The organism is Comamonas koreensis (assembly GCF_014076495.1).
In the GTDB taxonomy this organism is placed as follows: Bacteria; Pseudomonadota; Gammaproteobacteria; order Burkholderiales; family Burkholderiaceae_C; genus Comamonas; species Comamonas squillarum.
Genome location: NZ_CP043575.1, coordinates 2,733,111 through 2,757,850 on the forward strand (window position 1 = coordinate 2,733,111; position 24,740 = coordinate 2,757,850).

The window sequence follows — 24,740 nt, forward strand, 5'->3', positions numbered from 1 at the left end:
TGTCCAGGTAGTAGTGCACTTTCTTGCCTCGCTCTCTGGCGCGCATGCCTGGCGGAAGATTTGTCCAGCGGCTTGGTTTGCGTCCCATCTCACCTAGCCCCCACCACGCGCGGCGTCCACCGCAATGGTTCTATTGCGGCCGGCTCGGGTTCTGGCTTCCGGCCTTCAACAGCGCCCCGGGTGACGATGGCATGGCCGCGCGCGTTCACGCGAAATGGAATCCCAGAGGTGCGCAGCCATTCAATCTGGCGCGTCTTGTATTTCCGGCCGGTCAACACAGCCAGCTCGGCTTCGTTCAGAAAGAGGGTAGACATGGCCGTACTCTCCATTAAAAAAGCCCGCTGTGTGCGGGCTCGGGTTGATCGGTGGGCTCTTTCCAGCGGTCGCGTTTATCGCCGCGCTGGCGCGCCCGTCTGCTCATTGCTATTGATCGGCTCATTGAAGGGCCTCGCTTGGAAGCTCCACAGGCCTGATCGCATCTGTGCCCACGGTGCCGGCCTTGACCTCGTGCGAGAGCAGGCGGGCGCCCGGCTCAAAGCGGCGGCCCAGGTTTCGATAGCTGCAGAATAGGTCGATGCTGATTTCTACGGCATACGAGAGCTGCGCTCCCCAGCTTGAGTCCCAGTGGTGGCCATCCACTGCCATGTCTACCACGGCGGCCAGCGCCTGGTGCAGGCCGGGCCGGTTGTTTCCGGCTACGGGTATGGCTCGCGCAATCTCCGCGCCGATCCCGATCAGATAGGCAAGGCTGGCCAGCATCTCGGGCTGCACGCTACCGTGGTCGGTCATCATGCAGTGCAAGCCCAGGTTGACCACATCGGCCTGCATGCTCTGGCGCACCATCAAGGCCTCGATGGGCGATGCCTTGCGGTAGATGCCGTTTTTCAATGCGCGGCTGTGCGTTGGCTGTCGTTGCGAGCGCTTGGTGGTGGCTTTAGCCATTGGTGGATCCTATTCCGTGTGAGACTCGCCGTTTATCAATGGCTGCAATGGCCTTTGAGACAGCGTGCCCGACGTATTCAGCGGGCGAAGGAGCTGATTCGATTTGCATTTCAGTGATGACGAATCTGGCTTGTGCTGCTCCTTGTTCGATCGTGATGGTGTACCTGCCGTCATCCGTCAGCGGCTCCCGCTCAGGTGGGGGAGGGGCGGCCATTCGCACACACTCTTCCACAAGTGCCGCCATGCTGTCGCCGTCGATCCATCGCCCGTCATAGAACCCGCTCGACAGGCTCAGCAGGGCTGACAGTGGAATAAGCTCGGCACCGGGGACTTTCGACATTTCCGAATTTGCGTCTGACATATCACTTCCCTTCCTTTGTCCTGGAGTTCCATGAAGAAATCGCCGCTTCCTTGTCAAAGAAGTAGCCGCTGGAGCATTCGCATTCATCACTCCAGCACAGGATGCGGTGACCGTCGCTCTCGCCAGATTTCACATGCTTCGATTTGCTTCCGCAAAGAGGGCAGGGTGCTATACCATGCTCATCCAATGGCATAGCCTTCGTCTCGGAATGCACCTCTGCCTTCAATGCGAAGTATCGTACCAGCCACTTTTTTAGGCGCGCCATCATGATCTTTGGGCCGTAAGCTACATCCTCGGGATGTTGACCCTCATAAGTGATAGTGCATGGCACCCACCCATCCGGCGCAGCCTGCCGCGCTGATAGCTGGGCCTTGAGCTGCTGTATCTCGGCGTGCTGGCGGCGCAGTTCGGCGGAGGCTCTTCGCTTCGACTGAGCGTTGTCGTCACCAAAGGCGTGTCTGGTGGCGTCCAGCTGTTCAGCCACATACAGCGCTTCGGGCTGTGCTTCTGTCTTGTCGGTCATGGGGACTCCTATCGCTGCCGTCCACGGCGCTGTTGTTCATCCTTCCACTGCGCGCGCCGGCGTTCGCGGGGCAACGGGGGGCCTTGTTTGGCAATTGGCTCAGCAACTGCCTTGACGGCTTGTCCGCCGGGCAGGAGCATGGCTAGGATTGCAAGAGATGCAAGGCGCCCGTGTCCCATAAAAATGGTTGCGCGTCTGGTCATGGTGCTTCCTTGGGGGCGGGCTGGTCGATGCGTTTGAAGTCGATGACCCACACCCACGGGTTCGCGGCCCAATCGCCGCCGGTCGAGTCCCATAGGCACTCAAACAGTTGCTTCGCGGTAAGCGTTTCATCAGCGTCGGGCACTGAGCGCAAAAAGCCAACTCCCTCGGCCTCGGCGTCTTCCTCGCTGATGGCCTGCAGCCGCTCCACGCGCACGCCGGTTATCTCCAGCCAGATGCGAGCGAGCGCTTTGGGCATGTGGATGGCAGGCTTCCACGGGGTGTTGGTTTCCCAGCCGTCCTCATCGGTCCATGAAATATGGTTGTCGGTAGCTCGAAACCAGGTCTTTTTGGGGAGCTCGTTCCCGTCTTCGTCATATTGCTTCAGTCGGTCGGCAACTGGGTCGTAGTCGTAGCCTTGCAAGAATGTCTCGCGCACATAGATGCGGTCGCCGGGCTGGCCTAATGGGCATGCCCGATGAATCACATGCGGCGGCTCACCCTCAAGCGCCAGGGCGCCAGGCGTGTACCAGTTACCGAGGTCAGGGTGGCGCACGTCTTTGGCGATGCGGCGGGTCTGTGTTTTTTGGCCGCTCAGAATGGCACGCACCAGCGGCGCCTTGAACATCAAGCCGGTTTCTTTCATTTGCTGTCCTTCTGTGGTTGGGCCTGGGCCGATCTTTGCCCCGCGCGATGCGCAGATTGAAGGCCGTCCATCAGTTCCTTGTGTGTGAGCACATAGCAGCCGCCAGCCTGTTCGCACCTCGCAGCGACTGCGCCAGGTACGACGCGGCCAGTGAAGTGGTAAAACTTCTGCATGGTGATCGGCTGGCTGTATGCCGCGCCTGCGATAGCGATGAGGATTAGGGCTCTCATTTGCTGTCCTTCTGTGGTTGGGCCTGGGCGGGCTGATACTTGTGGCCGCAGTACTCGCCCTTACGTGGTCCATTTGCTGCCGGCTGGTGGATGGCCATATGCTCTGACCAGCCGCAGACGGCACACGGGTTTCTGGTATCACTCTTGGCGCGATACCAATTTTTGTATGGCTCCCCCATCACTGGCCCTCCCTCTGCTGGGCGCGCTTGATCCGTCTTTCACGCGCTCGGTACTGGATGTTTCGCCACACCTCATATCCGCCAATTACGGCCAGGGTCAGGATGATGGACATGACGACCGCGACTGCAAGGTAAGGCCAGAAGCTCATGCATTGCCGCCTTCCTGGGCTGCAGCCATGGCGGCGAAGGCGGCAGACAAGGCTGTGTAGTTGTCCCAGCTCTTTAGGCCGATTTCCTCGCTCCATGCCTGGCTCGCTTCGCGGCACGACCCCAGGCGGGAGCGCATAGCGATCAGCCAATCCGCCATTTCCTGTGGGTTTTGGATGGCATCCAGCGCATCAGCGGGCTGGGCCTGGGGTGCTGACCCCCAGCGCGCAAGCACAGCTTTTGCGTAGTTGAGGTAGTGCATGCCCTGGCCACCTGGCAGCTTCATACATTCAGTCGACAAGGCCATCAGCTCCTGAGGGGACGGCTCTGCCAGGTCACCTGCCGAGGAATCCTCGGTAGCTGAAATTTCTCCTTCGGTCTTGATGGCTGCTCGGGCGCGCTCAAGTGCTTTAATTTGTCGAATTCCGAGCGGCGTGTACTCGATTGCCTCAATCAAGTCGCGCAGGGCATCGGTCAAGCCCACCGCTGCGCGCGCTGGCTCGGTAGCTGGAAGGGCTGGGGTGGCGGCAAGGGCGGCACGGAGGGCGGTTTCGATAGCGACCCATGCCTTGAACATAACTTCAAAATCTCCAGAGTGACCTGTGATTCCCCAGTTGGCTACTAGCTTCATCACGTTTTGGATCACCATCTCGCGCTCATCAGGCACAGCCACTGCTGCGGGCGCTGCCTGTGCTTCCACTGCCTGTGCCGCGTAGGCACGCATCTGCTCGGCGCTGTAGCTCCAAACGTCCCGGCCTGTGTCCTCGTCGTGGCAATGAGTGTCAGGCTCGGGCAGTGCTGGATAAGTCCCCTCGGCAGTCTTGAGGGGAGCGGAAGAGTTGTTTTCAGCCATGTTGGGCTCCAGAAATGGAAATGCCCGCTAAGGACGGGCTTGGAATCTATGGGATGCAGCTCATTGCTGCTTCGACGAAGGTTTGCGCGGCTTTCGCGTTGATGGCATTTCCGTAGGCGCGCAGGCGTCCCACTCGGGCGGCAGCCCCATGAGCCAGCGGGAATGTGCCGGGTTCAACTGGCCGCCACTTTCCATCCCGGCACAGGAGCCAATCAGCAGCTCGTCAGAGGCCGTTAACCGGGCCGGACCCTGCGCTTCCTTGCATTGCTGGGCCAGGGAGCTGCCCGTCATTCCCTCGGTGATCCCCGTTCCCGATCTGGTCGAGTCCGAGGCGCTCGGGGTTGTCCATCCCGCCAGCATTGCGAAGTCGTTCAGGTTGGAGCCGTGCCGCGTTTCCCCCATCGCCCGCTTGGCTTGTCCCCCGCCCGTGCTGTCGCTGGTCTGCGGTGTCGGCCAGCCCGCCAGATTGGCCGCATGGTTCAAGGTGATGTTTTTGGTCGTGGCCTCGATCGAGGGGCAACGCAGCCCGTCTGTGCTTGTGGCTGTTGGCCAGCCGGACAACAGCACCTGATGACAAAGCTGCACCTGCCCTAGCCCCAGGCGGCTGCCCAATTTCGCGTCCACGGTGTTGGGGGTACGCCAGCCCGCCAGCAGTACCACCGGCACCCACACGCCGCCCACTTCCACGCACTGCGAGCCAGTAGGTTCGGTCGCGGATGTGCGGCGCACCGACGCCCGCAGACGGGAACGCAACCGCCCCGAAGGCATAACCCAGGGCTTCCATGTCAGTGTGTACAAGGTCGAGCCAAGGGTCTGCATCCTTGCTCGCAACCTGCTCTCCATAGATTGCTGCAGGGCGGCACTGGCTGATGAGGTGGTGGAAGGCTGGCCACAAGTGCCGCTCGTCATCAAACGCAGTGCCTTGGCCTGCCTGGCTGAAAGGTTGGCAAGGACAGGAACCGGTCCAAACAGGTCGGTCATCTGGCCAGCCTGCGGCGCGCAGGGCGTAGGACCAAACACCAACGCCTGCGAAGAAGTGGCACTGGGTGTATGGCTTGAGGTCGTTGGGGTGAACATCTTCAATGCTCCTTTCGTCAACATCACCCGGGGCGATGTGGCCCGCAGCGATGAGATTGCGCAGCGTCTGCGCAGCAAACTTGTCAATCTCGTTGTAGTAGGCAGCCATGAGGTGAAATGGAAGAGCCCGCCTCGATTGCTCAGGGCGGGCTGTGAATAGGGGCCCACTGGGGGCGGTGGTGGAGGGCTAGACAGCTTCGAGCGTGTCAAAGAGCGATGGCATGCTGATCTCGCGTTCCATCGCTTGGCAGTAGGCACCGGTTGGTGCGGGCAAGATGGATAAACTCTCTGGCTTTCAGGCAAGCAGAAAAGAGGCATCTATGGACAAGTGCGATACCGATCCCAGTTACAACATCAATCCCCGCGGAGTGGGATTCAACTTCCTATGTGATGAAGTCTTGGTGCACGGTTCCGTTAGCGAGCTGGCACTTGAAAAGCTTGGTGGGGGCGAAGTTCTCAACAGCGAGGAACAGCTTTTTGCTGTCTACACCGCCTTTTGGGAGCGCATTCACCGGATAGCAGGCGAAAAGGTGATGGCAGGAATCGCGCAACCGACAGTTGTCGCCGCGGATATCTAACAAGGAAAATAAGGACAAGGCCCCATCAGGCCCTGTGCTCATGCTCCCAACTGGGTAGTGATCAGATTGGCGAGTCTTCCTCAAAGGAATTTGCCAAAGCTTGCTCAGGTGTCAATCCGCCGCTATCGGAATCAAGGCCGTCCAGGTCTTGCTGGCCATCGCCGTCGCTATCACCGCCCGTAGACGGTGTGTCAGGCTTGCCAGCGCGGTAGCCCTTCTTGGCCAACATGACTTCGCCGGGTGCCAGCAGCTTGATGTAGATCTCGCCTTCGGAGGCCAGTCCGGACAGTTCGCCGTAGCGGTCGTTGTCCTGCAGCTCTTCGCCGTTGTACTGGATGGTGCCCTTGATGGTGACGCTGCCGCCTTCCACCAGTTCATATTGCAGGCCGCACAGCACTGCGTCCAAGAAGTCAACGTGTTCGCCCTCGGTGCCCCAGTCCCAGATGAAGCGATAGCCACGCCACTTTTGGCCCTTCGCATAGTGGTAGGCCAGCGGCAGCTGTGGGTGGCGGATGTTGGGCAGCGGTATCGCGATATCTGGCAGCTCCACTTGGCCGGCCTGCGCCGCCTTGTTGCAGAAGTGGTGCTCACGCAGGCCTGGCTCGAGCAGGTCCAGCAAGTCGTTCGACCCGGTGATCACGAATGCAATGTCGATCGCGCGGACCTTTTCTTCGCCGTGCAGCTCGCGACGGGGGTTGGCATTGACGATCGTGACCTTGGTGGGCTCAGTAAGTTGGAAGGGCATGGTGCTCCTTTGGAGTTGTGAAGCTTCAAGCAGCCTGAGCCGCCTTCAGATCCTGGATGGCGAAGAACACATCGAGCGCTGCCCGGCAGTCGGCCATCGCGCTGTGCGCGTCCACCAGCGGCTTGCCCATGAAGTGCTCGTAGGCCTCGCGGAGGTTGGCGCTCTTGTGGTGGAAGCGCCGCGCTGCCTTCATCTTTTCCGTGGGCGGCAGCTGCAGGATAGGCGTGGACAGCAGTTGCGTGCAGTGGCTTTTGGCGGCCTTCCAGTTGTCGCGCTGGTCATCGCAGACGCTGGCTGGGAAGCGATGCTGGGCGATGCGCAAGATGCGGCGATCAAAGCTCTCGTTGTGGCCCAGCAGCAGGCGGCCATCCCACAAGGTCATGAACATCTCGAGCGCTGTGCGCTCAGGAATGCCTACGGCGAGCGCACGTTCGGTGGTGATGCCGTGCACTTAGGCCACCTCGTCAGGAATGGTCCAGCCATCTGGGCGAATGATCACGTCCATGCTGGCGATGGTGGTCCGGGTGTTCAGGTCAACCAGAATGGCGCCCAGCTGCACGATGTGGGGCTGATCGGGGTGTTCGCTGGGTTCTTTGAACAGCGGAAGACCAGTCGTCTCCGTGTCATAGGCGAGTGCAAGTGTCATTTTTGGGGTCTCAGTGGTCGTAAAAATGCCCGCGCGAGGCGGGCGGCTGGTGCTCAGTTCGTGGCGGTCAGTTCACCGCCGCCTTCAACTCCTTGCCAGGGCGGAACTTGGGGGCCTTGGATTCTTCGATGCGCACCGAATCGCCTGTGCGAGGATTGCGGCCCTGGCGGCTTGCGCGGCGCTTCACTTCGAAGGTGCCAAAGCCCATGATCTGCAGCGATTTGCCACTGCGCAGCGTGTCGGTAATGGCCGCTGTCACGGCGTGGAGGGCGCGGCCGGCTTCTGCTTTGGTGAGCTGGGCGTTGGTGGCGATGTGTTCGATCAGTTCGGACTTGTTCACGGTGGTTTCCTTGTCGGGATGAAAAAAGCGCAGCCTGTTGAGGGGCTGCGCGGGGAGGGGCCGGCACTGGTACCGGCGTGGTCACACGGTTTGATGCGTGTATTCGTTGGCCATCTTCTGCAGGCGCATGGCCAAGGCCAGGCACAGGCGTGGGAAGCTGGATTCAGGCATCTGGACGGAGTTGCGCTCCTTGCGGTAGCTGATGCCCAGGCTGTCGAGCGTGCCGGCATTCACCAGCACATCGATGCCGCCGGCCTTCAAGGTGGTGTTGATCTTGCCGATGCTGATCACGCTTTCATCCGCCTGGGCTGCCGCGCTGGTTTGGGCTGCATTGATCACCTGCTTGGCGTCGATCCCGGCCACTGCCTCTGCAGCGTTGCTGGTGGCCAGGCGGGCAAGATCATTGGCCACAGGCTCGCCCAGCGCCCCGGTTTGTGCTGCCTGAGTGATCTCAGCCTTGGCGCTCTGGGCTTGCTCCTGAATGCGCTTGCGCTCTTCTGCTGCATCGGCTTGAGCCTTTGCCTGCTCTTCGGCGCGGATGCGGACACGCTCGACTTCGAGCTGCCGGTCCCGCTCGGCCGCTTCTTGAGCTGCTCGGGCGTCTGCTTCGCGTTTGGCCTTTGCTTCTTCCTCAGCGCGAATGCGCTCGCGCTCAGCCTCCAGCTTCTTGGCTTCTGCCGCCTGATGCTGGCCAATGCGCATGGCGGCCAGCGCCTGGAAGTCCTCGGAGGCCTTGGCGCCCACAGTGGCGAAGTCTGGAAAGAGGGTTATCCAGTCGCCGTTGTCCTGCACCAGGTGCTTGCGGTTGACCTCCAGTTGGTCGGCCAGCGCGTTCGCGTCCACCTTGGCATTGGTCAGCGCCACCGCTACCTTGTCGCGAATGCTGTCGAGCGACTTCAGGCCTTTGATCACCTCGGCGAATCCGCCGGCCAAGCGCGGCAGCCAGTTGGTGCCCAACCGCTGGTTGAGCGAGGCGGTATGGCTGTCCAGATCCTGCTGGGCCTGCAGCACCAGCGTCTGCTTGCGTGCATCCTTTTCTGACTTCACACGCTTTTCCAGATCGAGGGCCTTGGTTGTGGCGATCTTGTCCAGCTGCTCGAGTACCGTCAGCGCTTCATCCACGCTTTGCATGTTGGCGCGCACTCGCTTGCCAGCTTGCTTCATGGCGTCAGCAACACCGCGCAACCACTTGGCATCGTCGTCGGCCTCAGCAAACTGCTGGTCGGTCTCCAGCACCGTGTTGATGCTGTTGATGCGTGCCAGCGCACCGGCCTTGAATTCATCCAGATTGCTGGTGGTGATCTCACCCTTCGCATCCAGGCGCAGCGCCGGCAAGGCTTCGCGCAGCTTGGCCTCAGGCGCGGGCTTGGGTGCTTCGGGCTCGGGTTGGTAGGCGGCAACCTCTTGTTCCAGCTGAGCCCACCCGGCGACGATCTTGGCGCGCAGATCAGGGTTCGGCGTGTACCAGCAGCTGCGCTGCTCTTCGCACACCCATTCGCCGGTGCTTCTGTTCACCACCCACTTGCTGGCCAGGAACAGCGTGCGCGCCACGGTTTCGGCGACCATGGCCTGGTGCTCCATCTGCACTTGGTACTCCAGCGGCAGATCGGCACCCGTGGCACTTGGCTTCATTGCGTCGCGCAGCCGGTCGTTCAGGCTCTTGTGCTCCCACGCCGTCTCGCCCATCAGGGTCAGGCCGTCAAAGCTCGCGCTGTACTTACCATTGGTGCCCACCAGGGGTGCCAGTTCCTCGCCGACGATCAGCTCAGCAGCAGGCCGGGCCAAATCTTCAAACTGGTGCCCAGCGTCAAAGCGGCGCTGTGTGGCCGCATCCACTTCCGGAACGATGCCGGTGGCCAGGCGCTGGATCAGCTCCGAGCGCGAGGTGTAGCTGCTGCAGCCCATCATCGCCGGCGCGTCGCTGGCATTGAAGTGGGCGGCCCGGTGCGCATGCCATGCCGGCGTGCCTTGTGTGAGATTCACGACTTCCATTTATTGACCTTCCAGCTCGGCCACGCGAGCATCGAAAACTTCGTTCAGGCGCAGGCGCTGCGCGACATCGGGGATGGCGTCCAGCAGGCTGCCCAGCTCGTAGAGCTTTTCCAAGTCAGTAGCGGCTGCCATGTCGGCCTCCAACTTCTCAGGACTCAGCGCCGGCGCGTCGGTGGCCGGCGTGCTCTTTGGCTGCACGTCGGTGATCTCCTCCTTCTGCGCTACTGGCTTGGCAGCAGGGGCCACCGGCTGGTAATCGATCAAGGTTTTTTGCTGCGATTCCGTGAGGGTGTAGCTGGCGTTCTTGGAATGCACGAACTGGATCAGCCGCTCGGCGGGCACACCCTTGTCCAGCTGCTTCTTCCACTCCGCGAGCTTGGCGTCGAAGTCGGCCTGCGGATAGTCCTGTTTGACCTCTTCGGCCTGGCCCATGTGCTTGTTGACCGGTGGTTTGCCTGCAGTCTCCATGTCCTGCAACTCCTCGGCTACGGCCATGCCACGCAGCACATCGGGGAAGACATCGCGCAGTGCGAAAGCTCGGGCGCGCAGTTGGCGCATGCGCTTTGGGTACTGCGTCCAGGGGCCTTGCTTGCCCGCCAGGCCCGCCATGCGCGCATCTTCCATGCTGAAGGAGCGGACCTGCTCAGCGCCACCTTTGCGCCGCACGCGGCAGACGGCAGTGGTACCGTCATCCTCTTCGGTGACGTAGTCGCAAACTGGGCTGGCGAGCACCAGAGCGATGACTGCATCACCCCAGAGGGCAGGGCGGCCGTTGATCACCGCGATGTTCTGGATCGCCTGCAGCGGCTTCATTCCGAGTTCCGTGCCCCATTGCATGGCGATCAGGCAGTTCGCTGGCTTGCCCTGGAAGTCCTTGGGCACCATGTTGCTGTCGGACAGGTACTGCGCGAAGGTCAGCGCCTGCTCAAAGGTCTGGGGCGACAGGTCGACCTGCGTGTTTTGGCGCGGTGCCAGCTGGTTGTTGGTTTGTGAAGTGGTCATGGTTTTGGTGGTGGTGAGCGGGATCAGAAAAAGCGGGCCGATGTCGAAAGCACGGCAGCTGCAGAAAAAGAAAGCGCCGTGATGGCGCTCCAGAGGAAGGCGTGGAGGATGGCTCTCAAGGGTTCACCTCTCGCATGCATTGCATTTCGGTGCTGTCGTGCCACACGGCTGTCTTGCCAGGGCCGCACAGGTGCGCCGCTGCGACTGCCCGGCGCTGCTCCTGCTGGGCGACCAGGTGCTTGGGCTGGGGCTGCTCACCAGCATCTGCGCCAGTGCAGCCGCTCAGCAGGGCCAGCGCTGCTGCCGCAATGCAGATGAGCAGCGCGGAGAGAGGCATTGAGCCCTGGCCGCTACCAGCCGGGCCCATTGGAACAATCACAGATTGGCGCTGGTACGGACCAAAGGCCTGTTCCAGAGTGCGCGGGTAGCGTCGTGTGGTGTCGCTGACATCAGCGGGGAAGGGGATGCGCTTCATGCCTCTGGCTCCTCTTGTGATACCTCAGGGTCTGGGGTAATGCCCTCTATCTCGTCGCAGAGCCGCAGCATCCTGTCGCCCATACAGCAGCGGGTGCGGTTGGCTGTTTCAGCTAGGTCGCGGGCCTCTTCAAGCAGGCGGGCCTTCTGCTCCTCTGACTTGAAGAACTTGTCAACCAACTCCATGTGCACGGCCATGGAAACGGGCGGATCGTCGTCGTCTGGCTCCATGTCGTCCCAGCGGCGCTGCCCGCGAGCCAGCGCGCGGTGAATGGACAAGTCGTTCATGGGCTTCTCCTCGGAATAAAAAAGCCCGCTGTGGGGGCGGGCGAAGGCGCCGACTGGAGGGCAGCGCTCAGGGGAATAAAAAAGAGCCACCGGTAAGGGTGGCTCAAACGCCCGAGGGGTATCGGGCGGGGAGGGTGGGTTGATGGTGGCCGGAGCTGAACCCGGCATCTACGTGGTCCGCACTTTGCAGGTACGTTTAGCTGAGCGGCTTGGCCTGACGGCTTTCAGAGGTCGCTCTCCCGTAGTGCTTTGGGAGCAGCCCGCCTGCACAGGTCTCCCATCGTTATCGCATCAGCCTGCGCATTCACCATCATTTGAGCGGGCAGGGCGCTACTCCTGCTGTGGTCTGGTTGCGCTTCTCGATAACGGGGCATTGCCCTGACTGTGACCAGACCCGGAACCTCCAAGGCTTTCGCCCTCATGTGTGCGCTTGTTCCCGCACTTCCCGCGTGTCTGCTTTCCACGCCGCCGCTCAAATGATGGTCCTGCTAACCCTGCAGGCCGGGGCACGATAGGCTCGTGCGGGCCATCTTTCCTACATGACGTTCTCCCTTCCAAACCAAAAAGCTCTCGCGGGAAAGCGCTTTGGTTTTCGGTCTAGCTCTTCCCGCTTCCCCAGTTCCCCGGTTCTTCGGCTCCAGACCTAACAATGCCCCATCCTCCGCGGTGCAAGGGCAGCACCTTCATGGCTCCTCGGGGTCGTCACTTACTGCGCGTGTAGCGCCTCAGCTACCCCTTCCCATCTTTCGACGCCGGTTGACCATCTGGCCGGTGGCGCCACCTGCAGAACTGTTGTGCTGTATGGTGTCGTTAAGTAGTATTGTTAGCGTGCTTACATTCAAAGTCAAGCATACTTACGAAATATTTTTAAGTGAGCTAACATTTCTGGGCGTAGGCGAAAATAAACCGCCTTTGCGGCGGTGCATTTTGGTGAAGGGGACGCAGTCAGTGCGTAGGTAGCCGGTATGGGTCAGTCACACAACAGCGCTGATGCTCAACCCACAAGAAGGGTGATCAGCCCAGCAGTATTGCTTTTGTCTTCCGTCGTTGACCACTCAAAGTACATGTAGGCATTGGGCCAATTCGGAAACGCTCTTTTGAACAGAGCTATGACTGATTGCAGCTTCAGTATGATTTCTTCTGAGCTTGCACTGGGGGAGACTTGCCCGTCTCGCTGTAGCGCAAGGCATGTTCGCTGCAGGTGTTGAAGGTACTTCTCGTAAGCCGCTGGCGCCTTCTCCTTACCGAAGATGGTCTTCTTACCCATGCTTTTGACATAGTCGTCCATGGCCATAACCAGGTGTTGCATCGCTTCAAATGTGTGTGGCACATGGCGCTGGAGAGAAGCAAGGCACACATCCTTTTCATTCATGTGGCACCTCGGTAAACGTTCGAGCTAAAACTGCAGAGCATTGCGACGCGCTCTGCCAGCCACCAGCTGGATCGTTTGAATTTCGTGCTCATATACAGTGAGCGGGCCGTAGCCATTGTTGATGGAAAGCAACTGGATTTCGCCATCCCGACGCCAATTCAACTGCTTGAGCATTTTCTTGCCGTTGGTGCACGCCACCACCACGTCATCGCCTTCCTGCGGTTCAATGTTCGGTTCGACAATCACGAACTCGCCGGCCCGGTATCTTGGATGCATCGAATCACCACGCACCCGAACTGCATAAGCGTTCGGGTCGTTCGTCGGGTAGAGCACAAAGCCCTCGCCGTGTCCCACCGGATATTCGAGCTCTTCCAGGTATCCGTCGTCCCCGCCTTTTACTTCGCCCACCACCGGTATCTTCCTCATTTCTCGAAGTTCGATCCGATCACCTACTTCAGACGAGATTGACGAATGCTGCGGTGCTAAACGCTTGGCGCCTTCACCGGTGGATATCCAGATCGCGCTGTAGCCCGTCTTGGCGGCAAGCTTTGTCGCGGGAGATGCCTTGATGGTCTTGGTCGGACCATCTTTCCATTGCGTAACAGCAGACGACGACACCCCTGTCAGCTCGGCGATTTGGCCGACTGTCAGATTGGCCGCTGCCATGATTTCTGCGATTCGTTCTTGAAGTGTGCTCACGAAAGTGAGCTTACTTGTATTGATGGTTAGTGTGCTTGCTTCCATAATTGTAAGCGTGCTAACATTCGGGAATGAAAAAAGCAGACGCCATTGAATTGTTGGGTGGCTCGGTGGCTGTAGCCGCCAAAGCCATTGGTATCAACCCGCAAGCCATTTCGCAGTGGCCAGACGTGCTTCCAGCACGGCTGGTTGATCGCGTGATTGCCGCATGCGTCCGTAGTGGCATTGCTGTGCCTGACGGGGTGCTGGGCGCCAGGGCGTCTGTGGAGGTCCCTCATGTTTGAACCTGCAGGCACCGAAACCCAACAGCGCCAGTCCATCGTGGACGAGCTCGAGCGCCTCGATGAACGCAAGCGCGAAATCCTGGCCGCTGTGTGCACAGAGATTGACGAAAAGCATGCAGACCTGATCCGGTCGTGCAGCTTGCTTGGCCACGTGTACGGACGGCCGTTGGCTGATGGTCGCCGGGTGTGTGTTTTCTGCCGCGCCGGCGTCCTGGTGTTTCCTGAGCTCGATCTTTCATCGAGTGCTGGATATGCGGCAGACGCCTGAGCGCCGGGCCGCTGCCTGGAACTACCCCGATTCACCCAGTACCGCACGGCCTGCCAGCGTCCGTTTCGCTGCAAGCCATTCGCGCCAGTCCTCAGCCCTCTGATCCACCTGGCCACCACCCATCCCCTGAGCAACCTTGACCACAACAAGGACCCAAAAATGACACTGAGCAAAGACAACGAAGCGCCCAGCTTCGCCCGAGAAGCTAATCCGAACCTCGACCGCTCGGAGCTGCGCGTGAACATGCACAAGTTCACCCTGAACATGATCGACGCCGAAGTGCACTTCCGCCTGCGCTACAGCGATGCTGACTGCAGCCGCAGCCGCGTGATCAACGAAGTGCTGGCGAGCTGGGCGCAGCGCCAATGGGAGGCCGCCCAGATCCAGTGCGACAAAGCGGGCGACAACCCTTTCGCCGTGATCGCTGCAAAGCCGCTGGAGTTCGCTGAGCCCCAGTCGGAAGACAAGTTCGAGTGCGTGCGCGCAAGCGTGCCCAAGACCACCCTCCAGGTGATCAGTGCTGCTGCCGAGCACCGCAAGGCGTTCCAAGGCGTGAATGCGGACCGGGGCACGGTTGTCAACGAGGTGATGAACGAGTGGGCGAACCAGAAGTGGCATGGCGCTACTTTGACGCTCAAGCTCTGCGAGGGCAATCCACTCGATTCGGATTCCGCAGGAGGCACCCATGCCTGATGTCGTGAGCCTCGAATACATCCAGAGCCTGGCCCAGCGAGCGCGCGCGGCCGGCACCCCCATCGAACAAGCATGCCCCTGGCCTCTGGGCACAGCAGCTGCAGAAGCCTTTGCCGACGCCTACGAGCAGGCTGTGGAGCAGTCATGAACGCCCAAATGTCAATGATCCGGATCATCGGGCCGGAGGGTGAGCAGGACCTGCCTGCAATGGTCGTGAGCTTCGATGAGTTGCCCAACGCCATGGCGCCAGCTGACCAGGCCATGGAACTGCGCATCAAGGCCCAGGGCCTGCTGATGCACGCCGACCTGGTCGACTACCAGCACACCAAGGACCCGCTGTACCACGAGAGCGCCGAGCGCAATCGCAAGGCGATGTATGCGCTGATCAACAGCCGATCGCCAGAGCGCAAAGCGCAGATGGCTGCTGAGAGGGGTTTGCCTCATGCGTGACTACGCCAAAGTTGTGCCAAAGATGTGGCACGGCAAGACCATAAAGGCCCTTCGAAGGTCCCCCGAAGGGCTTGTGGTGGCCTTGTACCTGATGTCCTCTCCCAGCTCCAACATGCTCGGTTTGTTCGCGCAGCCTGTTTTGTACATGGCGCATGAAACTGGCCTAGGTCAAGAAGGGGCTATGAAGGGCCTTCAGAAGTGTGTCGAAGTAGGTTATTGCTCCTACGACGAAGACTCGGAATTCGTGTGGGTTCACGAGATGGCAAGCTACCAAATTGCTAGCGAACTCAAAGCGTCTGACTTGCGTTGCAAGGGAATCCAGAAGGACTATGACGCCCTCCCAGACAACCCTTTCTTGGGCGTCTTCTTCGACCGCTATCAACAGGCTTTCCACCTGGAGCGAAAGCGTGGAAATAGCGACTCTTCGAAAGCCCCTTCAAAGGGCCTACGAAGCCAAGAACAAGAACAGGAGCAAGAACAGGAACAGGAAAAGAATGAAGAACCTAACGGTTCTGTCGCCGGGGGCGACGGAGCGGGGACGGATCAAACTTGTCTTCTCGATGATGAGCCCAGTGCCGATGTTGTCGTCAAAGACTCAAAGCTGTCTCGCTGTGATGTTGACGCAGTTGTTTCGGCATACCATGAAATTCTTCCGGAACTTCCACGCGTTCGGCTTCTGAGCGACAAGCGCCGCAAGGCTATTGCCCGTGTCTGGCGTTGGGTCCTGACGAGCAAAAAATCCGATAACACGCCGAGGGCGCAGAGTGCTAGCGAGGCCATCGAATGGCTGCGCGGCTACTTCAGTCGTGCCCGTGACAACGATTTCCTGATGGGACGCAGCCAGCGCAGCGCTGAGCATGCTGGCTGGCAGTGCGATCTCGACTTCCTGCTGACGGACCGTGGTATGCAGCATGTCATCGAGCGCACGGTCACGAAGGGTGGTGCTGCATGAATGCCCCACAAACCTTTCCGCCACTCGATGGCGAACAGCAGTCGATTACCTCGCCGCTGGCGAGCATCGAAGCCGAACAGGCGGTTCTGGGATCGCTGCTCATGGACGCACGGCATTTCGATGTGGTGGGCGACATCTTGCAGGCGCACCACTTCGCTGTGGAGCAATACGGCGAGATTTACTCGGCAATCGCAAGCATGGCCATGGCCTGCAAGGTTATCGACGTACTGACAGTGTTTGAACACCTGCAGGGTCGAGTCGAGTTGTACTACCTGAACGAGATCTCGCAGGCTAGCACGACAAACGGATCGGCTGTACGACGCTACGCCGAGATCGTCCATGAACGGGCACTAAGTCGGCAGCTATTGGGCGTTGTCGATAAGGCCAGGGATCTTGCAGCAGACCACTCGATGCCTATAGGTGATCGCGTAGAGCAAGTGTCGGCCCAACTGGCTGGTCTGCTCGAAGCCTCCCCAGGAGAGGAGTGGACCGGCTCAGACGAAGGTATGACCGAGTTCATTGATGAGCTCAACACCCGGCTGGAGAACAAGGGTAGCGGTTTTCTTCCAACAGGCCTTCGTGACTTGGACAATCAACTTGATGGCGGCATGAGGCCGGGTGATTTGGTAATCATCGGTGCACGGCCGAGCATGGGGAAAACGGCGCTGGCGGTGACGATCGGCATGTACTGCGCTCAGATCGGCGCTACTGTCGGCATGTTCTCACTGGAGATGCCGCGCCAACACCTGCAGGATCGCCAAGTCTCGATGGTATCGAATGTTCATCTGTCGAAGATCCGCCGGCCCGAGCGACTCGGAGATCAGGACTGGGCCGACCTGACCCAGGCAGCCGATCAGATTCGAAAACTGCCGTTCTTCGTGAACGATAAGTCCAGCCTGAACATCAACACCTTACGCACCAAGGCGCGTGCGCTCAAGCGTCGTCATGGCCTGCGTCTGTTGATCATCGACTATCTCGGCCTCATGGATGGAACCGACCCACGTGCGAACCGCACTTCGCAGCTTGGAGAAGTCACACGCAACCTGAAAAAACTGGCCAAGGAGCTGGGCATCACAGTGATGTTGTTGGCGCAGCTGAATCGAGAGGTTGAGAAGCGCGTCGACCAAATTCCGCTTCTGTCAGACCTGCGGGACTGCGGAGAGATCGAGCAAGACGCCGACATCGTGATGTTTCCGTTTCGCCCGATCCATGCCAAGCCAACCCTGAGTGCGGATTGGCGCTACTACTGCAACCTGCGAGTTGCAAAGCAGCGAGGTGGCGCCACTGGCGATATTGACCTCTGTTACGTAGGCGAGAACGTGCGATTCATGAACTGGGACGGTCCGAAGCCCGGCACGGCCGCCCCCCGAGATTTTGAATAAAAATAGGAGCGACCACCAATGATCATTATAGGAATTGACCCAGGTTTGACCGGCGCGATCGCTGTCACCGACCACAACGGCGTGCGTGTGGTGTTCGACCTGCCCACCATGGCTGCACCTGGCGCCGGCCCCAAGGCGCTGGTAAAGCGCAAGATCGACGGCCGCGCGCTGTGCCAGCTGCTGCTCAAGCACTGCCCGGCAGAAGATGGCCTGCCCACCGTTGTACTCGAGCAAGTGGGCACCATGGGCGGTGCCAACAACGCTGTGCAAACGCAAGGTAGCCTGCTGCGCTCGCTGGGCGCCATCGAATCGGTGCTGGAGTGCTTGAAATACAAGGTGCGGTACGTGGCGCCGGGCCAGTGGAAGAAGGATTTGGGCGTGGGCAAGGAAAAGGGCGAGTCGCTCGCGCTTGCGCGTACCAAGCACCCAGAGGCTGCAGCATCGCTGTCTCGCGCCAAAGACCACAACCGCGCTGAGAGCGTGCTGCTGGCCCACTGGGGCCGCCAGGAACTGGCATGACCCGCCTCGTGATCACCAAAGGCCAGGACGGCAAGCTCTGCGGGTCCGACGCTGCTGGGCACCGGGCCTATGCCCGCTTCAAGAATGCCGTGAACAGCCTCAAGCCCGGCGAAACCTTGGGCTTCCAGTTCTGGCTGCCGCGTTCGCCCGAGCATCACCGGTTCTTCTTCCTGAGGATCAACCGGCTGCTGGACCGCACCGAGGCCTTCGACGATGCCAGCAAGCTGCGCGCCTGGCTCCTTATGGGCGCCGGCCACTGCGACTTCGTGCCAGGCCTGGACGGCAAGCCCAACGCTGTGCCCAAGAGCATGGATTTCGAGAGCATGGACGAAGCAGCCTTCTGTGAGCTGCATCGCGACATTGACCAGTTCCTGTGGACTGAGCATGCACAGCTGGTCCTGTGGCCCACACAGAACGCCCAGCAGCGCTGGGCCAGCATGGAATCGTTTTTTGGGGAGTTCCGCCAATGACCCACGCAACAGGCCGCCCACTGGGGCAGCGCTTCCGCGAAGTGCTGGATATCGTCGGCAAGCTCGGTTCCTGCACCTGCTCGGAGATCACCGCGCGCATGACGGGAGAGATCGAGCCGCGCCACACATGGACCTACTGCACCCGGGCCGTGAGCTTGGGCCTCATGAGCGTCGATCGCAGCAAAAGGCCCGTCAAATACCAGCTGGCCGACGGCAGCCAGACCATGCTGGAGGCCATGGCCAGCACTGCCAAACCCGTCAAAGCGGAGCCGTCGGCACCCTTGAGCGCGGCAGAAACGGTGGCGCTGGCCCTGCGCACGCAGCCCAACTGCGTGTTTGCACTGGCACGGGGAGGGTGCGGAGCATGAAAACCATCTTAACGTTTCACCCAAACTTGCGGCGCTACCTAGAAGTGCTTATGAGCGATCCCAATCCACAAGGGCAAGCATTTCTGACTCTAGCCATGCTAAACAACGCATCAATCCGATACAGGGACGGTCTTCTGGATGCCAACCCTGGATGTGCAGGGATGCCACTAGGCAGCTTCTCAGCGCCGTTCCAGTGGGATCTTGCTGCACCACGGAAGGAGGCCGATACGAGCACCAAGAAACCAAGGGTGCGTCTGATGGCAGGCGGAAACGAGCAGCCTCTGAAAATTTGGGTATGCGTGGGGTCAGAAGGGGATGAACTTACAGGGTGGGGCGTATCCCCTCTGGGGGCATACCTAGACTGGGAAAGACTGAATCCTCGAATCCCCTACTGGCAAGTGCTTAAAGAAAGGTTGAGCAGCGGGATTCCGGTCTCGCTACCAAGCCCATCTGAGCTATTGAGGCGCATCACGTTGCCATAAAAAGGAAAGCCACCCGAAGGTGGCGTTTCCCGGTCTGAGACCTGAGCAAACTCAGTTTACCGGGAAATGATGATGAATACTACCGTTAGCACCAACTCCACAGGACAGATTATCTGGGACTGCATTGTCTCGCTGCGCGAAGCTGGTCAGGCGATCAGTCGTCAGCGGTTGATGGAGCTCACAGACTTCCCCTACACCAAGGTCGACGACCACGTCAGCCGCTGGATCGAAGAAGGGCGCATGCGGCGCCTGGTCGATGGCGTCTATGAAGTGGTGGACCCGTTGCCCGAGCCCCGGGCCATCTCCGTGACCGACCTGCACAACAGCATGGTGCTGATCGAGGTGGGGGATCAGGAACTGCGCCTCTTCACCCCAGAGGCGCGGGCCCTGGCCCGCCAGTTGGGGGGCTTCGCCTTGCAGTATGCCCAGCTGCAGACGCAGAACGATGTTGCCGCGCTGCTCGTGGAAGCCACGGTGCGCAACCGGGCATTGGCAGATCGGATCAGCGACATGGAACGATCTAACCTGGCGATGGCCCGGCAGCTCAAGGAGCTGGGGAGTTCAGCACAAATGCAACTGGTGCCATAGAAGATTTATCGGTCAGTAAGAATTGGAGCGTCTTCTGCAAGGATCTCGCAGATTTTCTGCTGGACGTCTAGATCAGTGATTGGCACATTGACCACCTCAAAACGATTGGTCGTCAAAATGCGTGCGCCAGGAAATCTGGTCCTTGAGGAAACAGGCGTCTCAACCCAGACTTGCACTGAATCGGGAACACCGTCAACGCCTCTGATTTTCACCTCAAGCCTGCCGTCGCAATGATCACCTTTCCCAACAATATCAATGTGAAACTTTGGGCAATCACCGCCGTAGTAAGAGAGTGTCCGATCTGCATCGAAATTCCCCCCAACGGCCTCGCCGTCAAAACTGCTTGGCTCGGCGGCAAGAAACTGGGTGCGCGATGCCATCGGCTGAAATTCATTCCGTTGTTGGTTAAGGCCTTCTGCCATATACCCTCCCGTTAAAAGATTTCATTATCTCAATCACCCGCCTCGGGTTGGATTAATAAGCCCCATTTGCTGATGATGGGGGTAATGAGCAAGAATTCATCACATTCTGTAGCATCGCCCGGTAGGGACGCTGTCCAAGCTGCAACACGCCAGGCTGTGGACTGGGAGCGCATCGAGCTGGACTACCGGGCGGGCATCAAGACGCTACGCCAGATCGCAGAAGAACACGGCATAACCCATGGGGCCATCAACAAGCGTGCAAAGCGTGATGGCTGGGAGCGCGACCTCACCCAGAAGATCCACGCGAAGGCGGAAGCGCTGGTATCCAAAGCGGCGGTATCCAGCGAGGTATCCAAAGAGGCTCGGGCGGCTGAGAAGCTGGTGATCGACGGCAATGCACAGGCGGTGGCCGATGTGCGCCTGGGTCAGCGCCGCGACATTCAGCGGGCCCGCAGCCTGTGCCTGACCCTGCTGGAGGAGCTTGAGCTCCAGACCACGCGGCCAGAACTCTTCGAGGAAATCGAGCAGGCGCTGGTCGAGCGCCCGGCCGGCGAACAGCTGAGCAGCGCGGCACGGTCCAAGCTTCTGGATGGAATGAACCGGGCAATGAGCCTGGCTGGCCGCACCAGCACCATGCGCTCTCTGGCTGAATCCCTGCGCCTGCTGGTTGGACTCGAGCGTCAGGCCTGGGGCATCAAAGATGATGCCGAGGGCGGCGACATGCCGGGCCAGTTGGGTGGGCGCGAGCTGACCGATGCAGAGCGGGCTGTGCGCATGGCCAGGATGTTGGCTGCCAACCCCGGCGCCTTGGCTGCCATCACTGGAGGTGCAGCCGCATGAGCAAGGCTCCATCCACTGCTGAAATGTTGGAGATGGTGAAGGCCATGCCTGCCGACCTTAAGCGGGAGCTGGACAAGCTGTTGCTGGCCGACGGTGCACCGATCTGGGTGCCGCAGGATGGCCCACAGCTGAGCGCCTACAACTCGCCAGCGGACATCGTCTTCTACGGTGGCTCGGCCGGCGGCGGAAAGACCGATCTGCTGCTGGGCCTGTCGCTTACCTCCCAAGAACACAGCATCATCTTCCGGCGCGAAGCTGTGCAGCTGGTGGGTATCGAAGAGCGCATGGCCAAGATCATCGGCACGCGCAAGGGCTACAACAGCCAAGACGGTGTCTGGCGTCTGCCTGGCAAGCGGATCCTGGAGCTGGGCAGCGTGAAGGACGCAGGCGATTGGATCAAGTACCAGGGCCGTCCGCACGACGCCAAGCTGTTCGACGAGATCTGCCACTTCACAGAAATGCAGTTCCGCACGCTGATCGGCTGGTTGCGCACGGACAACCCCAAGGTGCGCCAGCGCGTGGTTTGCGCGGGGAATCCCCCCACCGAGCCGGAAGGCGAGTGGGTGAAGCGCTTTTGGGCGCCATGGCTGGACCCCAACCACGGCAACCCTGCAAAGCCGGGAGAGCTGCGCTGGTATTTCACCAACGAAAAGGGCGAGGACCAGGAAGCCGACGGGCCTGAGCCAGTGATGATGGGGGGCGAACTGGTCAAACCCCAAAGCCGCACGTTCATCCCGTCGAGCGTGGATGACAACCTATTCCTGGCAGCCACTGGCTACAAGGCCAAGCTGCAGGCGCTGCCCGAGCCCCTGCGCTCCCAGATGCTGCGCGGGGATTTCAACGCCGGCGCGGCTGACCCTGCCTGGCAGCTGATCCCGACCGAATGGGTGAAGGCAGCGCAGGCCCGCTGGAAGCCCAGGGATGCCAAGGGCCAAATGACCGCTCTCGGCTTCGACCCCGCGCGCGGCGGCATCGACAAATCCAGCGCTGCCCCGCGCTATGGCAACTGGTTCGATCACCTGGTGACTGTGCCGGGCATCGTGACCAATGACGGCCCCAAGGCAGCAGGCTTCGTGGTGCCCCTGGTGCGCAACGGCGCGTGTATCTGCGTGGACGGTATTGGCATTGGCTCAAGCGCGCTGGACTTCCTGGTGGGGCTCAATCTGCTGGTGCTGTCCGTTGTTGGCTCCAACTCGAGCGAGCTCATGGACAAGGCCGGCCAGCTGCGCTTTCGCAACAAGCGCGCTGAAATGTACTGGCGCATGCGTGAAGCCTTGGACCCTCTGAACCCAGATCCCGTGTCCCTTCCGCCTGACCCAGAGCTTGCCGCCGACCTGTGCGCCGTTCGCTACAAGGTGGTGACCATGGGACAGAAGGCCGCCATTCAGGTGCGCAGCAAGGATGAGATCCGCGAGGCGCTGGGCCGCAGCCCGGACAAGGGCGACTGCGTGGCCATGACCTTTGTCTCCAACATCCCCACCCCCAAGCAGGCGAAGAAGGAACGGTCCTGGCGTGATCGCCTGGGCATCAGCCAGCGCAAACGAGGATCGGCTCAGGCCGCATGAACACCATGGCACAAGACAACGACAAGGCGCGAGAGAACTGGGCCCGCTACCTCTACGGCAAGGACCGTGGCCACACCCAATTCATGGAACATGCCAACCGATGCGAGGGCATGTACCTGGGCGGCGGTGAGCAGTGGAGCGCGGTGGATCGTGCTGTGCTGCAGGAGCAGGGCCGGCCATGCTACGAGTTCAACGAGGTGCAGCCCTCGATCAATTCAGCCGTGGGCTACCAAATCCACAACCGCATGGACATCGTCTACAAGCCGCGCGGCGGCCAGGCCGACCTTGATAAGGCCACGATCCTGACCAAGCTGGTCAAGCAGGTGACGGATTCGACCAACCTGCATTGGATGGAGACGCAGGTATTCAGCGACGGCCTGATCGCGCAGCGTGGCTACTTCGACCTTCGCATGGATTTTGAGAGCAACATCCTGGGTGAGGTGACCATTGATACCCTGGATCCGCTGGACGTGATCCCGGACCCGGATGCCAAGAGCTACGACCCAGACGACTGGGGCGATGTGCTGGTGACGCGCTGGCTGACGCTAGATGAGATTGAGCAGCGCTACGGTAAGGCCGCTCGGACCGAGGCGGAGTCGAGCAACGACGAGGGGCCGGACTTCGGTGACTTCGATGACGAGGCCGAGCGCAGCAAGTTCGGCATGTTCAGCCAGGCCAGCCTCTACGATGCCTACCGCACTGACGAGCAGGGCTTCAAGCGCTACCGCGTGATCGAGCGGCAGCAGTTTGTCTATGAGCTCACCCCGTGCCTGGTGCACCCCACCACTGGCGATGTGCTGGTCGAGTCCACCATGGCGGACGATTCGAAAGCAGATGCTCTGGCCAAGGGGGCGGTGCGCGCAAAGCGCATGCGCAAGCGTATTCGTTGGATCGTGAGCACTTGGTGCCGTTCGCTGCATGAGGACTACAGTCCTTATGACCACTTCACGATCGTCCCGTACTTCGCTTATTTCCGACGCGGCAAAACGCGCGGCATGGTTGATAGCGCCATTGGCCCGCAAGAAGTCTTGAACAAAGCGGTGAGCCAGTTCATCCATATCCTCAACAGCTCAGCCAATGGCGGCTGGATGGTGGAGCAAGATTCGCTGTCCAACATGGACACCGAGGAACTGGAGAATGTCGGCGCGCAAACGGGCCTGGTCATCGAGTACAAGAAGGAAAGCAAACCACCCACGAAGATTGGCCCCAACCAGGTGCCTACCGGCATCGATCGCATCATCGACCGTGCAGACAAGGCGCTCAAGGACGTGACCGTGCCCGACGCGATGCGCGGCAGCCAAGGGCCTGAGATATCAGGTATCGCCATCCAGTCCAAGCAGTTTGCCAGCCAGCAGCAACTGGCGGTGCCACTCGACAACCTGGCCTACACCCGGCACCTCTTGGCCACGCGGATCACCAAGCTGATCCAGCGCTACTACGACAGCTACCGCATCTTCCGCATCACGGAAATGGATCCACTGAGCGGCAAGCCGACTGACGAAGTGTTGGAGATCAACAAGTTTGACCCTGCGACTGGTGACTACATCAACGACGTGACCGTGGGCACCTATGACGTGGTGATTTCGGAGCAGCCAATGCAGGTGACCTTCGAAAACAGCCAGTTCCAGCAGGTGATGGAAATGCGCAATGCTGGCGTGCGCTTGCCCGATGCCACGGTCATCCGATACTCCAACCTGGCCGATAAGGCCGAGATTCTCGAAGCCATGCAGTCAAGCCCGGCGCCTGTCGATCCGACGCTGCAGGCCAAGGCCGATCTCATGGCCGCGCAGGCGATCAAGGCCAAGGCAGACGCCCGCCTGTCCGACAACAGGGCTATCGGCACGAACGTCGAGACGCAATACAGCGCAGTTCAGACGGCGCAGATCATCGAGATGACACCGGGCACCGCCACGACGGCCGACGGCCTGCTGGGCTCCGCTGGCTATGTGGACCATGACGCGGCGCCGATTGTGCCTGCTGCATCTGGAATTCCGGTCGCCGCAGACCCTGCGCCTGGCGGCGCGGCCGAAATGGCTGAGCCGGTGCTGCCACCAGGTGCTGCGCAAAACACAAACCCTGTGCTTCCAGCCAATCCCGGCGTCGGCTTGATGGCCGGCATCAAAACCCCTGGGCCAGACGGCCTGCAACCTTAAAGGAGCCGA

At 60.4% G+C, this 24,740-nt stretch carries 33 protein-coding genes; 15 read left to right on the forward strand and 18 right to left on the reverse strand.

Annotation, left to right across the window (positions count from 1 at the left end; all coding sequences use genetic code 11):
• Window positions 1-89: 89 nt before the first annotated feature.
• The 7 genes from F0Q04_RS12295 to F0Q04_RS12325 all read right to left on the reverse strand — a co-directional run bounded on the left by F0Q04_RS12295 (window position 90) and on the right by F0Q04_RS12325 (window position 5,268).
• Window positions 90-314 (reverse strand): DUF4224 domain-containing protein, encoded by a 225-nt coding sequence (locus F0Q04_RS12295; RefSeq protein ID WP_182340848.1) that lies wholly within the window; start codon window positions 312-314, stop codon window positions 90-92.
• A gap of 121 nt (window positions 315-435) precedes the next feature.
• Window positions 436-942, reverse strand: coding sequence for a hypothetical protein (locus tag F0Q04_RS12300; protein ID WP_182340851.1), 507 nt, complete (start codon window positions 940-942; stop codon window positions 436-438).
• A complete protein-coding gene (locus F0Q04_RS12305; protein WP_182340854.1) occupies window positions 935-1,303 on the reverse strand; it encodes a hypothetical protein in 369 nt (122 codons plus the stop codon). The genes F0Q04_RS12300 and F0Q04_RS12305 overlap by 8 nt, the downstream gene beginning before the upstream one ends.
• Window position 1,304: 1 nt before the next feature.
• Window positions 1,305-1,826 (reverse strand): Lar family restriction alleviation protein, encoded by a 522-nt coding sequence (locus F0Q04_RS12310; RefSeq protein WP_182340857.1) that lies wholly within the window; start codon window positions 1,824-1,826, stop codon window positions 1,305-1,307.
• Between the two features lie 199 nt (window positions 1,827-2,025).
• A complete protein-coding gene (locus F0Q04_RS12315; protein WP_182340860.1) occupies window positions 2,026-2,673 on the reverse strand; it encodes a hypothetical protein in 648 nt (215 codons plus the stop codon).
• A gap of 554 nt (window positions 2,674-3,227) precedes the next feature.
• Window positions 3,228-4,082 carry a hypothetical protein gene (locus F0Q04_RS12320; protein WP_182340863.1) on the reverse strand — a complete coding sequence of 285 codons (855 nt, stop codon included), beginning with the start codon at window positions 4,080-4,082 and terminating at the stop codon, window positions 3,228-3,230.
• A 223-nt stretch (window positions 4,083-4,305) separates the two neighbouring features.
• Window positions 4,306-5,268: a DNA cytosine methyltransferase gene (locus F0Q04_RS12325; RefSeq protein WP_232539322.1), complete on the reverse strand. Its 963-nt coding sequence runs from the start codon at window positions 5,266-5,268 to the stop codon at window positions 4,306-4,308.
• Window positions 5,269-5,434: 166 nt separating this feature from the next.
• Here F0Q04_RS12325 and F0Q04_RS12330 point away from each other — a divergent pair, with 166 nt between their 5' ends.
• Complete coding sequence (locus tag F0Q04_RS12330; RefSeq protein WP_182340866.1) at window positions 5,435-5,737, forward strand: hypothetical protein; 303 nt, start codon at window positions 5,435-5,437, stop codon at window positions 5,735-5,737.
• 61 nt (window positions 5,738-5,798) lie between these two features.
• On the opposite strand, the gene F0Q04_RS12335 is transcribed toward F0Q04_RS12330, so the two are convergent.
• From F0Q04_RS12335 to F0Q04_RS12380, 10 genes are all read right to left on the reverse strand, one after another.
• Window positions 5,799-6,482 (reverse strand): hypothetical protein, encoded by a 684-nt coding sequence (locus F0Q04_RS12335; RefSeq protein ID WP_232539323.1) that lies wholly within the window; start codon window positions 6,480-6,482, stop codon window positions 5,799-5,801.
• Window positions 6,483-6,507: 25 nt separating this feature from the next.
• Window positions 6,508-6,933 (reverse strand): exonuclease domain-containing protein, encoded by a 426-nt coding sequence (locus F0Q04_RS12340; RefSeq protein WP_182340870.1) that lies wholly within the window; start codon window positions 6,931-6,933, stop codon window positions 6,508-6,510.
• Window positions 6,934-7,128 carry a hypothetical protein gene (locus F0Q04_RS12345; RefSeq protein WP_182340872.1) on the reverse strand — a complete coding sequence of 65 codons (195 nt, stop codon included), beginning with the start codon at window positions 7,126-7,128 and terminating at the stop codon, window positions 6,934-6,936.
• A 67-nt stretch (window positions 7,129-7,195) separates the two neighbouring features.
• A complete protein-coding gene (locus F0Q04_RS12350) occupies window positions 7,196-7,501 on the reverse strand; it encodes an HU family DNA-binding protein (protein ID WP_182345669.1) in 306 nt (101 codons plus the stop codon).
• Between the two features lie 48 nt (window positions 7,502-7,549).
• The gene (locus F0Q04_RS12355; protein ID WP_182340875.1) at window positions 7,550-9,460 is read right to left on the reverse strand and encodes a YqaJ viral recombinase family protein; all 1,911 of its coding nucleotides are present in this window, start codon (window positions 9,458-9,460) and stop codon (window positions 7,550-7,552) included.
• Entirely contained in the window at window positions 9,461-10,462 is a 1,002-nt protein-coding gene (locus F0Q04_RS12360; RefSeq protein ID WP_182340878.1) for a recombinase RecT, read from the reverse strand.
• A gap of 115 nt (window positions 10,463-10,577) precedes the next feature.
• Entirely contained in the window at window positions 10,578-10,937 is a 360-nt protein-coding gene (locus F0Q04_RS12365) for a hypothetical protein (protein WP_182340881.1), read from the reverse strand.
• Window positions 10,934-11,224, reverse strand: coding sequence for a hypothetical protein (locus F0Q04_RS12370; protein WP_182340884.1), 291 nt, complete (start codon window positions 11,222-11,224; stop codon window positions 10,934-10,936). Before F0Q04_RS12370 ends, F0Q04_RS12365 begins: the two co-directional genes overlap by 4 nt.
• 994 nt (window positions 11,225-12,218) lie before the next feature.
• Window positions 12,219-12,596, reverse strand: a complete 378-nt coding sequence (locus tag F0Q04_RS12375) for a hypothetical protein (protein WP_182340887.1) — start codon at window positions 12,594-12,596, stop codon at window positions 12,219-12,221.
• A gap of 24 nt (window positions 12,597-12,620) precedes the next feature.
• Window positions 12,621-13,295, reverse strand: a complete 675-nt coding sequence (locus tag F0Q04_RS12380) for a LexA family transcriptional regulator (RefSeq protein WP_182340890.1) — start codon at window positions 13,293-13,295, stop codon at window positions 12,621-12,623.
• A 71-nt stretch (window positions 13,296-13,366) separates the two neighbouring features.
• Here F0Q04_RS12380 and F0Q04_RS12385 point away from each other — a divergent pair, with 71 nt between their 5' ends.
• From F0Q04_RS12385 to F0Q04_RS12435, 11 genes are all read left to right on the forward strand, one after another.
• Window positions 13,367-13,579: a Cro/CI family transcriptional regulator gene (locus F0Q04_RS12385; protein ID WP_182340893.1), complete on the forward strand. Its 213-nt coding sequence runs from the start codon at window positions 13,367-13,369 to the stop codon at window positions 13,577-13,579.
• Window positions 13,572-13,847: a hypothetical protein gene (locus F0Q04_RS12390; RefSeq protein WP_182340896.1), complete on the forward strand. Its 276-nt coding sequence runs from the start codon at window positions 13,572-13,574 to the stop codon at window positions 13,845-13,847. Before F0Q04_RS12385 ends, F0Q04_RS12390 begins: the two co-directional genes overlap by 8 nt.
• A 159-nt stretch (window positions 13,848-14,006) precedes the next feature.
• Window positions 14,007-14,540, forward strand: a complete 534-nt coding sequence (locus F0Q04_RS12395) for a hypothetical protein (RefSeq protein WP_182340899.1) — start codon at window positions 14,007-14,009, stop codon at window positions 14,538-14,540.
• Window positions 14,533-14,688, forward strand: coding sequence for a hypothetical protein (locus F0Q04_RS12400; RefSeq protein WP_182340902.1), 156 nt, complete (start codon window positions 14,533-14,535; stop codon window positions 14,686-14,688). Before F0Q04_RS12395 ends, F0Q04_RS12400 begins: the two co-directional genes overlap by 8 nt.
• A complete protein-coding gene (locus tag F0Q04_RS12405; protein WP_182340905.1) occupies window positions 14,685-14,990 on the forward strand; it encodes a hypothetical protein in 306 nt (101 codons plus the stop codon). The genes F0Q04_RS12400 and F0Q04_RS12405 overlap by 4 nt, the downstream gene beginning before the upstream one ends.
• A complete protein-coding gene (locus F0Q04_RS12410) occupies window positions 14,983-15,942 on the forward strand; it encodes a hypothetical protein (RefSeq protein ID WP_182340908.1) in 960 nt (319 codons plus the stop codon). The genes F0Q04_RS12405 and F0Q04_RS12410 overlap by 8 nt, the downstream gene beginning before the upstream one ends.
• A complete protein-coding gene (locus F0Q04_RS12415) occupies window positions 15,939-17,324 on the forward strand; it encodes a replicative DNA helicase (RefSeq protein WP_182340911.1) in 1,386 nt (461 codons plus the stop codon). The genes F0Q04_RS12410 and F0Q04_RS12415 overlap by 4 nt, the downstream gene beginning before the upstream one ends.
• A gap of 18 nt (window positions 17,325-17,342) precedes the next feature.
• The gene (locus tag F0Q04_RS12420; protein WP_182340914.1) at window positions 17,343-17,843 is read left to right on the forward strand and encodes a hypothetical protein; all 501 of its coding nucleotides are present in this window, start codon (window positions 17,343-17,345) and stop codon (window positions 17,841-17,843) included.
• A complete protein-coding gene (locus tag F0Q04_RS12425; protein ID WP_182340917.1) occupies window positions 17,840-18,313 on the forward strand; it encodes a DUF1367 family protein in 474 nt (157 codons plus the stop codon). The genes F0Q04_RS12420 and F0Q04_RS12425 overlap by 4 nt, the downstream gene beginning before the upstream one ends.
• Window positions 18,310-18,681: a hypothetical protein gene (locus F0Q04_RS12430; protein WP_182340920.1), complete on the forward strand. Its 372-nt coding sequence runs from the start codon at window positions 18,310-18,312 to the stop codon at window positions 18,679-18,681. Before F0Q04_RS12425 ends, F0Q04_RS12430 begins: the two co-directional genes overlap by 4 nt.
• A gap of 554 nt (window positions 18,682-19,235) precedes the next feature.
• The gene (locus tag F0Q04_RS12435; RefSeq protein ID WP_182340922.1) at window positions 19,236-19,751 is read left to right on the forward strand and encodes a hypothetical protein; all 516 of its coding nucleotides are present in this window, start codon (window positions 19,236-19,238) and stop codon (window positions 19,749-19,751) included.
• Between the two features lie 5 nt (window positions 19,752-19,756).
• Here F0Q04_RS12435 and F0Q04_RS12440 read toward each other — a convergent pair whose 3' ends face one another.
• The gene (locus F0Q04_RS12440; protein ID WP_182340925.1) at window positions 19,757-20,173 is read right to left on the reverse strand and encodes a hypothetical protein; all 417 of its coding nucleotides are present in this window, start codon (window positions 20,171-20,173) and stop codon (window positions 19,757-19,759) included.
• 156 nt (window positions 20,174-20,329) lie between these two features.
• Between F0Q04_RS12440 and F0Q04_RS12445 the strand changes: the two genes are divergently transcribed.
• From F0Q04_RS12445 to F0Q04_RS12455, 3 genes are read left to right on the forward strand one after another with little or no spacing between them, the layout of a single operon-like run.
• Entirely contained in the window at window positions 20,330-21,013 is a 684-nt protein-coding gene (locus F0Q04_RS12445) for a hypothetical protein (protein ID WP_182340928.1), read from the forward strand.
• A gap of 44 nt (window positions 21,014-21,057) precedes the next feature.
• A complete protein-coding gene (locus F0Q04_RS12450; protein ID WP_232539325.1) occupies window positions 21,058-22,578 on the forward strand; it encodes a terminase in 1,521 nt (506 codons plus the stop codon).
• A gap of 5 nt (window positions 22,579-22,583) precedes the next feature.
• The gene (locus F0Q04_RS12455; RefSeq protein ID WP_182340934.1) at window positions 22,584-24,731 is read left to right on the forward strand and encodes a genomic island protein; all 2,148 of its coding nucleotides are present in this window, start codon (window positions 22,584-22,586) and stop codon (window positions 24,729-24,731) included.
• Window positions 24,732-24,740: the final 9 nt, after the last annotated feature.

Bases quoted from the DNA above. Each gene is read 5' to 3' on its own strand.
- F0Q04_RS12375 (WP_182340887.1), bottom strand. From the start codon at position 12,596: ATGAATGAAAAGGATGTGTGCCTTGCTTCTCTCCAGCGCCATGTGCCA.
- F0Q04_RS12440 (WP_182340925.1), bottom strand. From the start codon at position 20,173: ATGGCAGAAGGCCTTAACCAACAACGGAATGAATTTCAGCCGATGGCA.
- F0Q04_RS12295 (WP_182340848.1), bottom strand. From the start codon at position 314: ATGTCTACCCTCTTTCTGAACGAAGCCGAGCTGGCTGTGTTGACCGGC.
- F0Q04_RS12425 (WP_182340917.1), top strand. From the start codon at position 17,840: ATGACCCGCCTCGTGATCACCAAAGGCCAGGACGGCAAGCTCTGCGGG.
- F0Q04_RS12305 (WP_182340854.1), bottom strand. From the start codon at position 1,303: ATGTCAGACGCAAATTCGGAAATGTCGAAAGTCCCCGGTGCCGAGCTT.
- F0Q04_RS12415 (WP_182340911.1), top strand. From the start codon at position 15,939: ATGAATGCCCCACAAACCTTTCCGCCACTCGATGGCGAACAGCAGTCG.
- F0Q04_RS12330 (WP_182340866.1), top strand. From the start codon at position 5,435: ATGGATAAACTCTCTGGCTTTCAGGCAAGCAGAAAAGAGGCATCTATG.
- F0Q04_RS12335 (WP_232539323.1), bottom strand. From the start codon at position 6,482: ATGCCCTTCCAACTTACTGAGCCCACCAAGGTCACGATCGTCAATGCC.
- F0Q04_RS12360 (WP_182340878.1), bottom strand. From the start codon at position 10,462: ATGACCACTTCACAAACCAACAACCAGCTGGCACCGCGCCAAAACACG.
- F0Q04_RS12385 (WP_182340893.1), top strand. From the start codon at position 13,367: ATGAAAAAAGCAGACGCCATTGAATTGTTGGGTGGCTCGGTGGCTGTA.
- F0Q04_RS12355 (WP_182340875.1), bottom strand. From the start codon at position 9,460: ATGGAAGTCGTGAATCTCACACAAGGCACGCCGGCATGGCATGCGCAC.
- F0Q04_RS12320 (WP_182340863.1), bottom strand. From the start codon at position 4,082: ATGGCTGAAAACAACTCTTCCGCTCCCCTCAAGACTGCCGAGGGGACT.
- F0Q04_RS12400 (WP_182340902.1), top strand. From the start codon at position 14,533: ATGCCTGATGTCGTGAGCCTCGAATACATCCAGAGCCTGGCCCAGCGA.
- F0Q04_RS12315 (WP_182340860.1), bottom strand. From the start codon at position 2,673: ATGAAAGAAACCGGCTTGATGTTCAAGGCGCCGCTGGTGCGTGCCATT.
- F0Q04_RS12420 (WP_182340914.1), top strand. From the start codon at position 17,343: ATGATCATTATAGGAATTGACCCAGGTTTGACCGGCGCGATCGCTGTC.
- F0Q04_RS12310 (WP_182340857.1), bottom strand. From the start codon at position 1,826: ATGACCGACAAGACAGAAGCACAGCCCGAAGCGCTGTATGTGGCTGAA.
- F0Q04_RS12430 (WP_182340920.1), top strand. From the start codon at position 18,310: ATGACCCACGCAACAGGCCGCCCACTGGGGCAGCGCTTCCGCGAAGTG.
- F0Q04_RS12370 (WP_182340884.1), bottom strand. From the start codon at position 11,224: ATGAACGACTTGTCCATTCACCGCGCGCTGGCTCGCGGGCAGCGCCGC.
- F0Q04_RS12300 (WP_182340851.1), bottom strand. From the start codon at position 942: ATGGCTAAAGCCACCACCAAGCGCTCGCAACGACAGCCAACGCACAGC.
- F0Q04_RS12395 (WP_182340899.1), top strand. From the start codon at position 14,007: ATGACACTGAGCAAAGACAACGAAGCGCCCAGCTTCGCCCGAGAAGCT.
- F0Q04_RS12345 (WP_182340872.1), bottom strand. From the start codon at position 7,128: ATGACACTTGCACTCGCCTATGACACGGAGACGACTGGTCTTCCGCTG.
- F0Q04_RS12450 (WP_232539325.1), top strand. From the start codon at position 21,058: ATGCCTGCCGACCTTAAGCGGGAGCTGGACAAGCTGTTGCTGGCCGAC.
- F0Q04_RS12405 (WP_182340905.1), top strand. From the start codon at position 14,685: ATGAACGCCCAAATGTCAATGATCCGGATCATCGGGCCGGAGGGTGAG.
- F0Q04_RS12455 (WP_182340934.1), top strand. From the start codon at position 22,584: ATGGCACAAGACAACGACAAGGCGCGAGAGAACTGGGCCCGCTACCTC.
- F0Q04_RS12365 (WP_182340881.1), bottom strand. From the start codon at position 10,937: ATGAAGCGCATCCCCTTCCCCGCTGATGTCAGCGACACCACACGACGC.
- F0Q04_RS12410 (WP_182340908.1), top strand. From the start codon at position 14,983: ATGCGTGACTACGCCAAAGTTGTGCCAAAGATGTGGCACGGCAAGACC.
- F0Q04_RS12325 (WP_232539322.1), bottom strand. From the start codon at position 5,268: ATGGCTGCCTACTACAACGAGATTGACAAGTTTGCTGCGCAGACGCTG.
- F0Q04_RS12435 (WP_182340922.1), top strand. From the start codon at position 19,236: ATGAATACTACCGTTAGCACCAACTCCACAGGACAGATTATCTGGGAC.
- F0Q04_RS12390 (WP_182340896.1), top strand. From the start codon at position 13,572: ATGTTTGAACCTGCAGGCACCGAAACCCAACAGCGCCAGTCCATCGTG.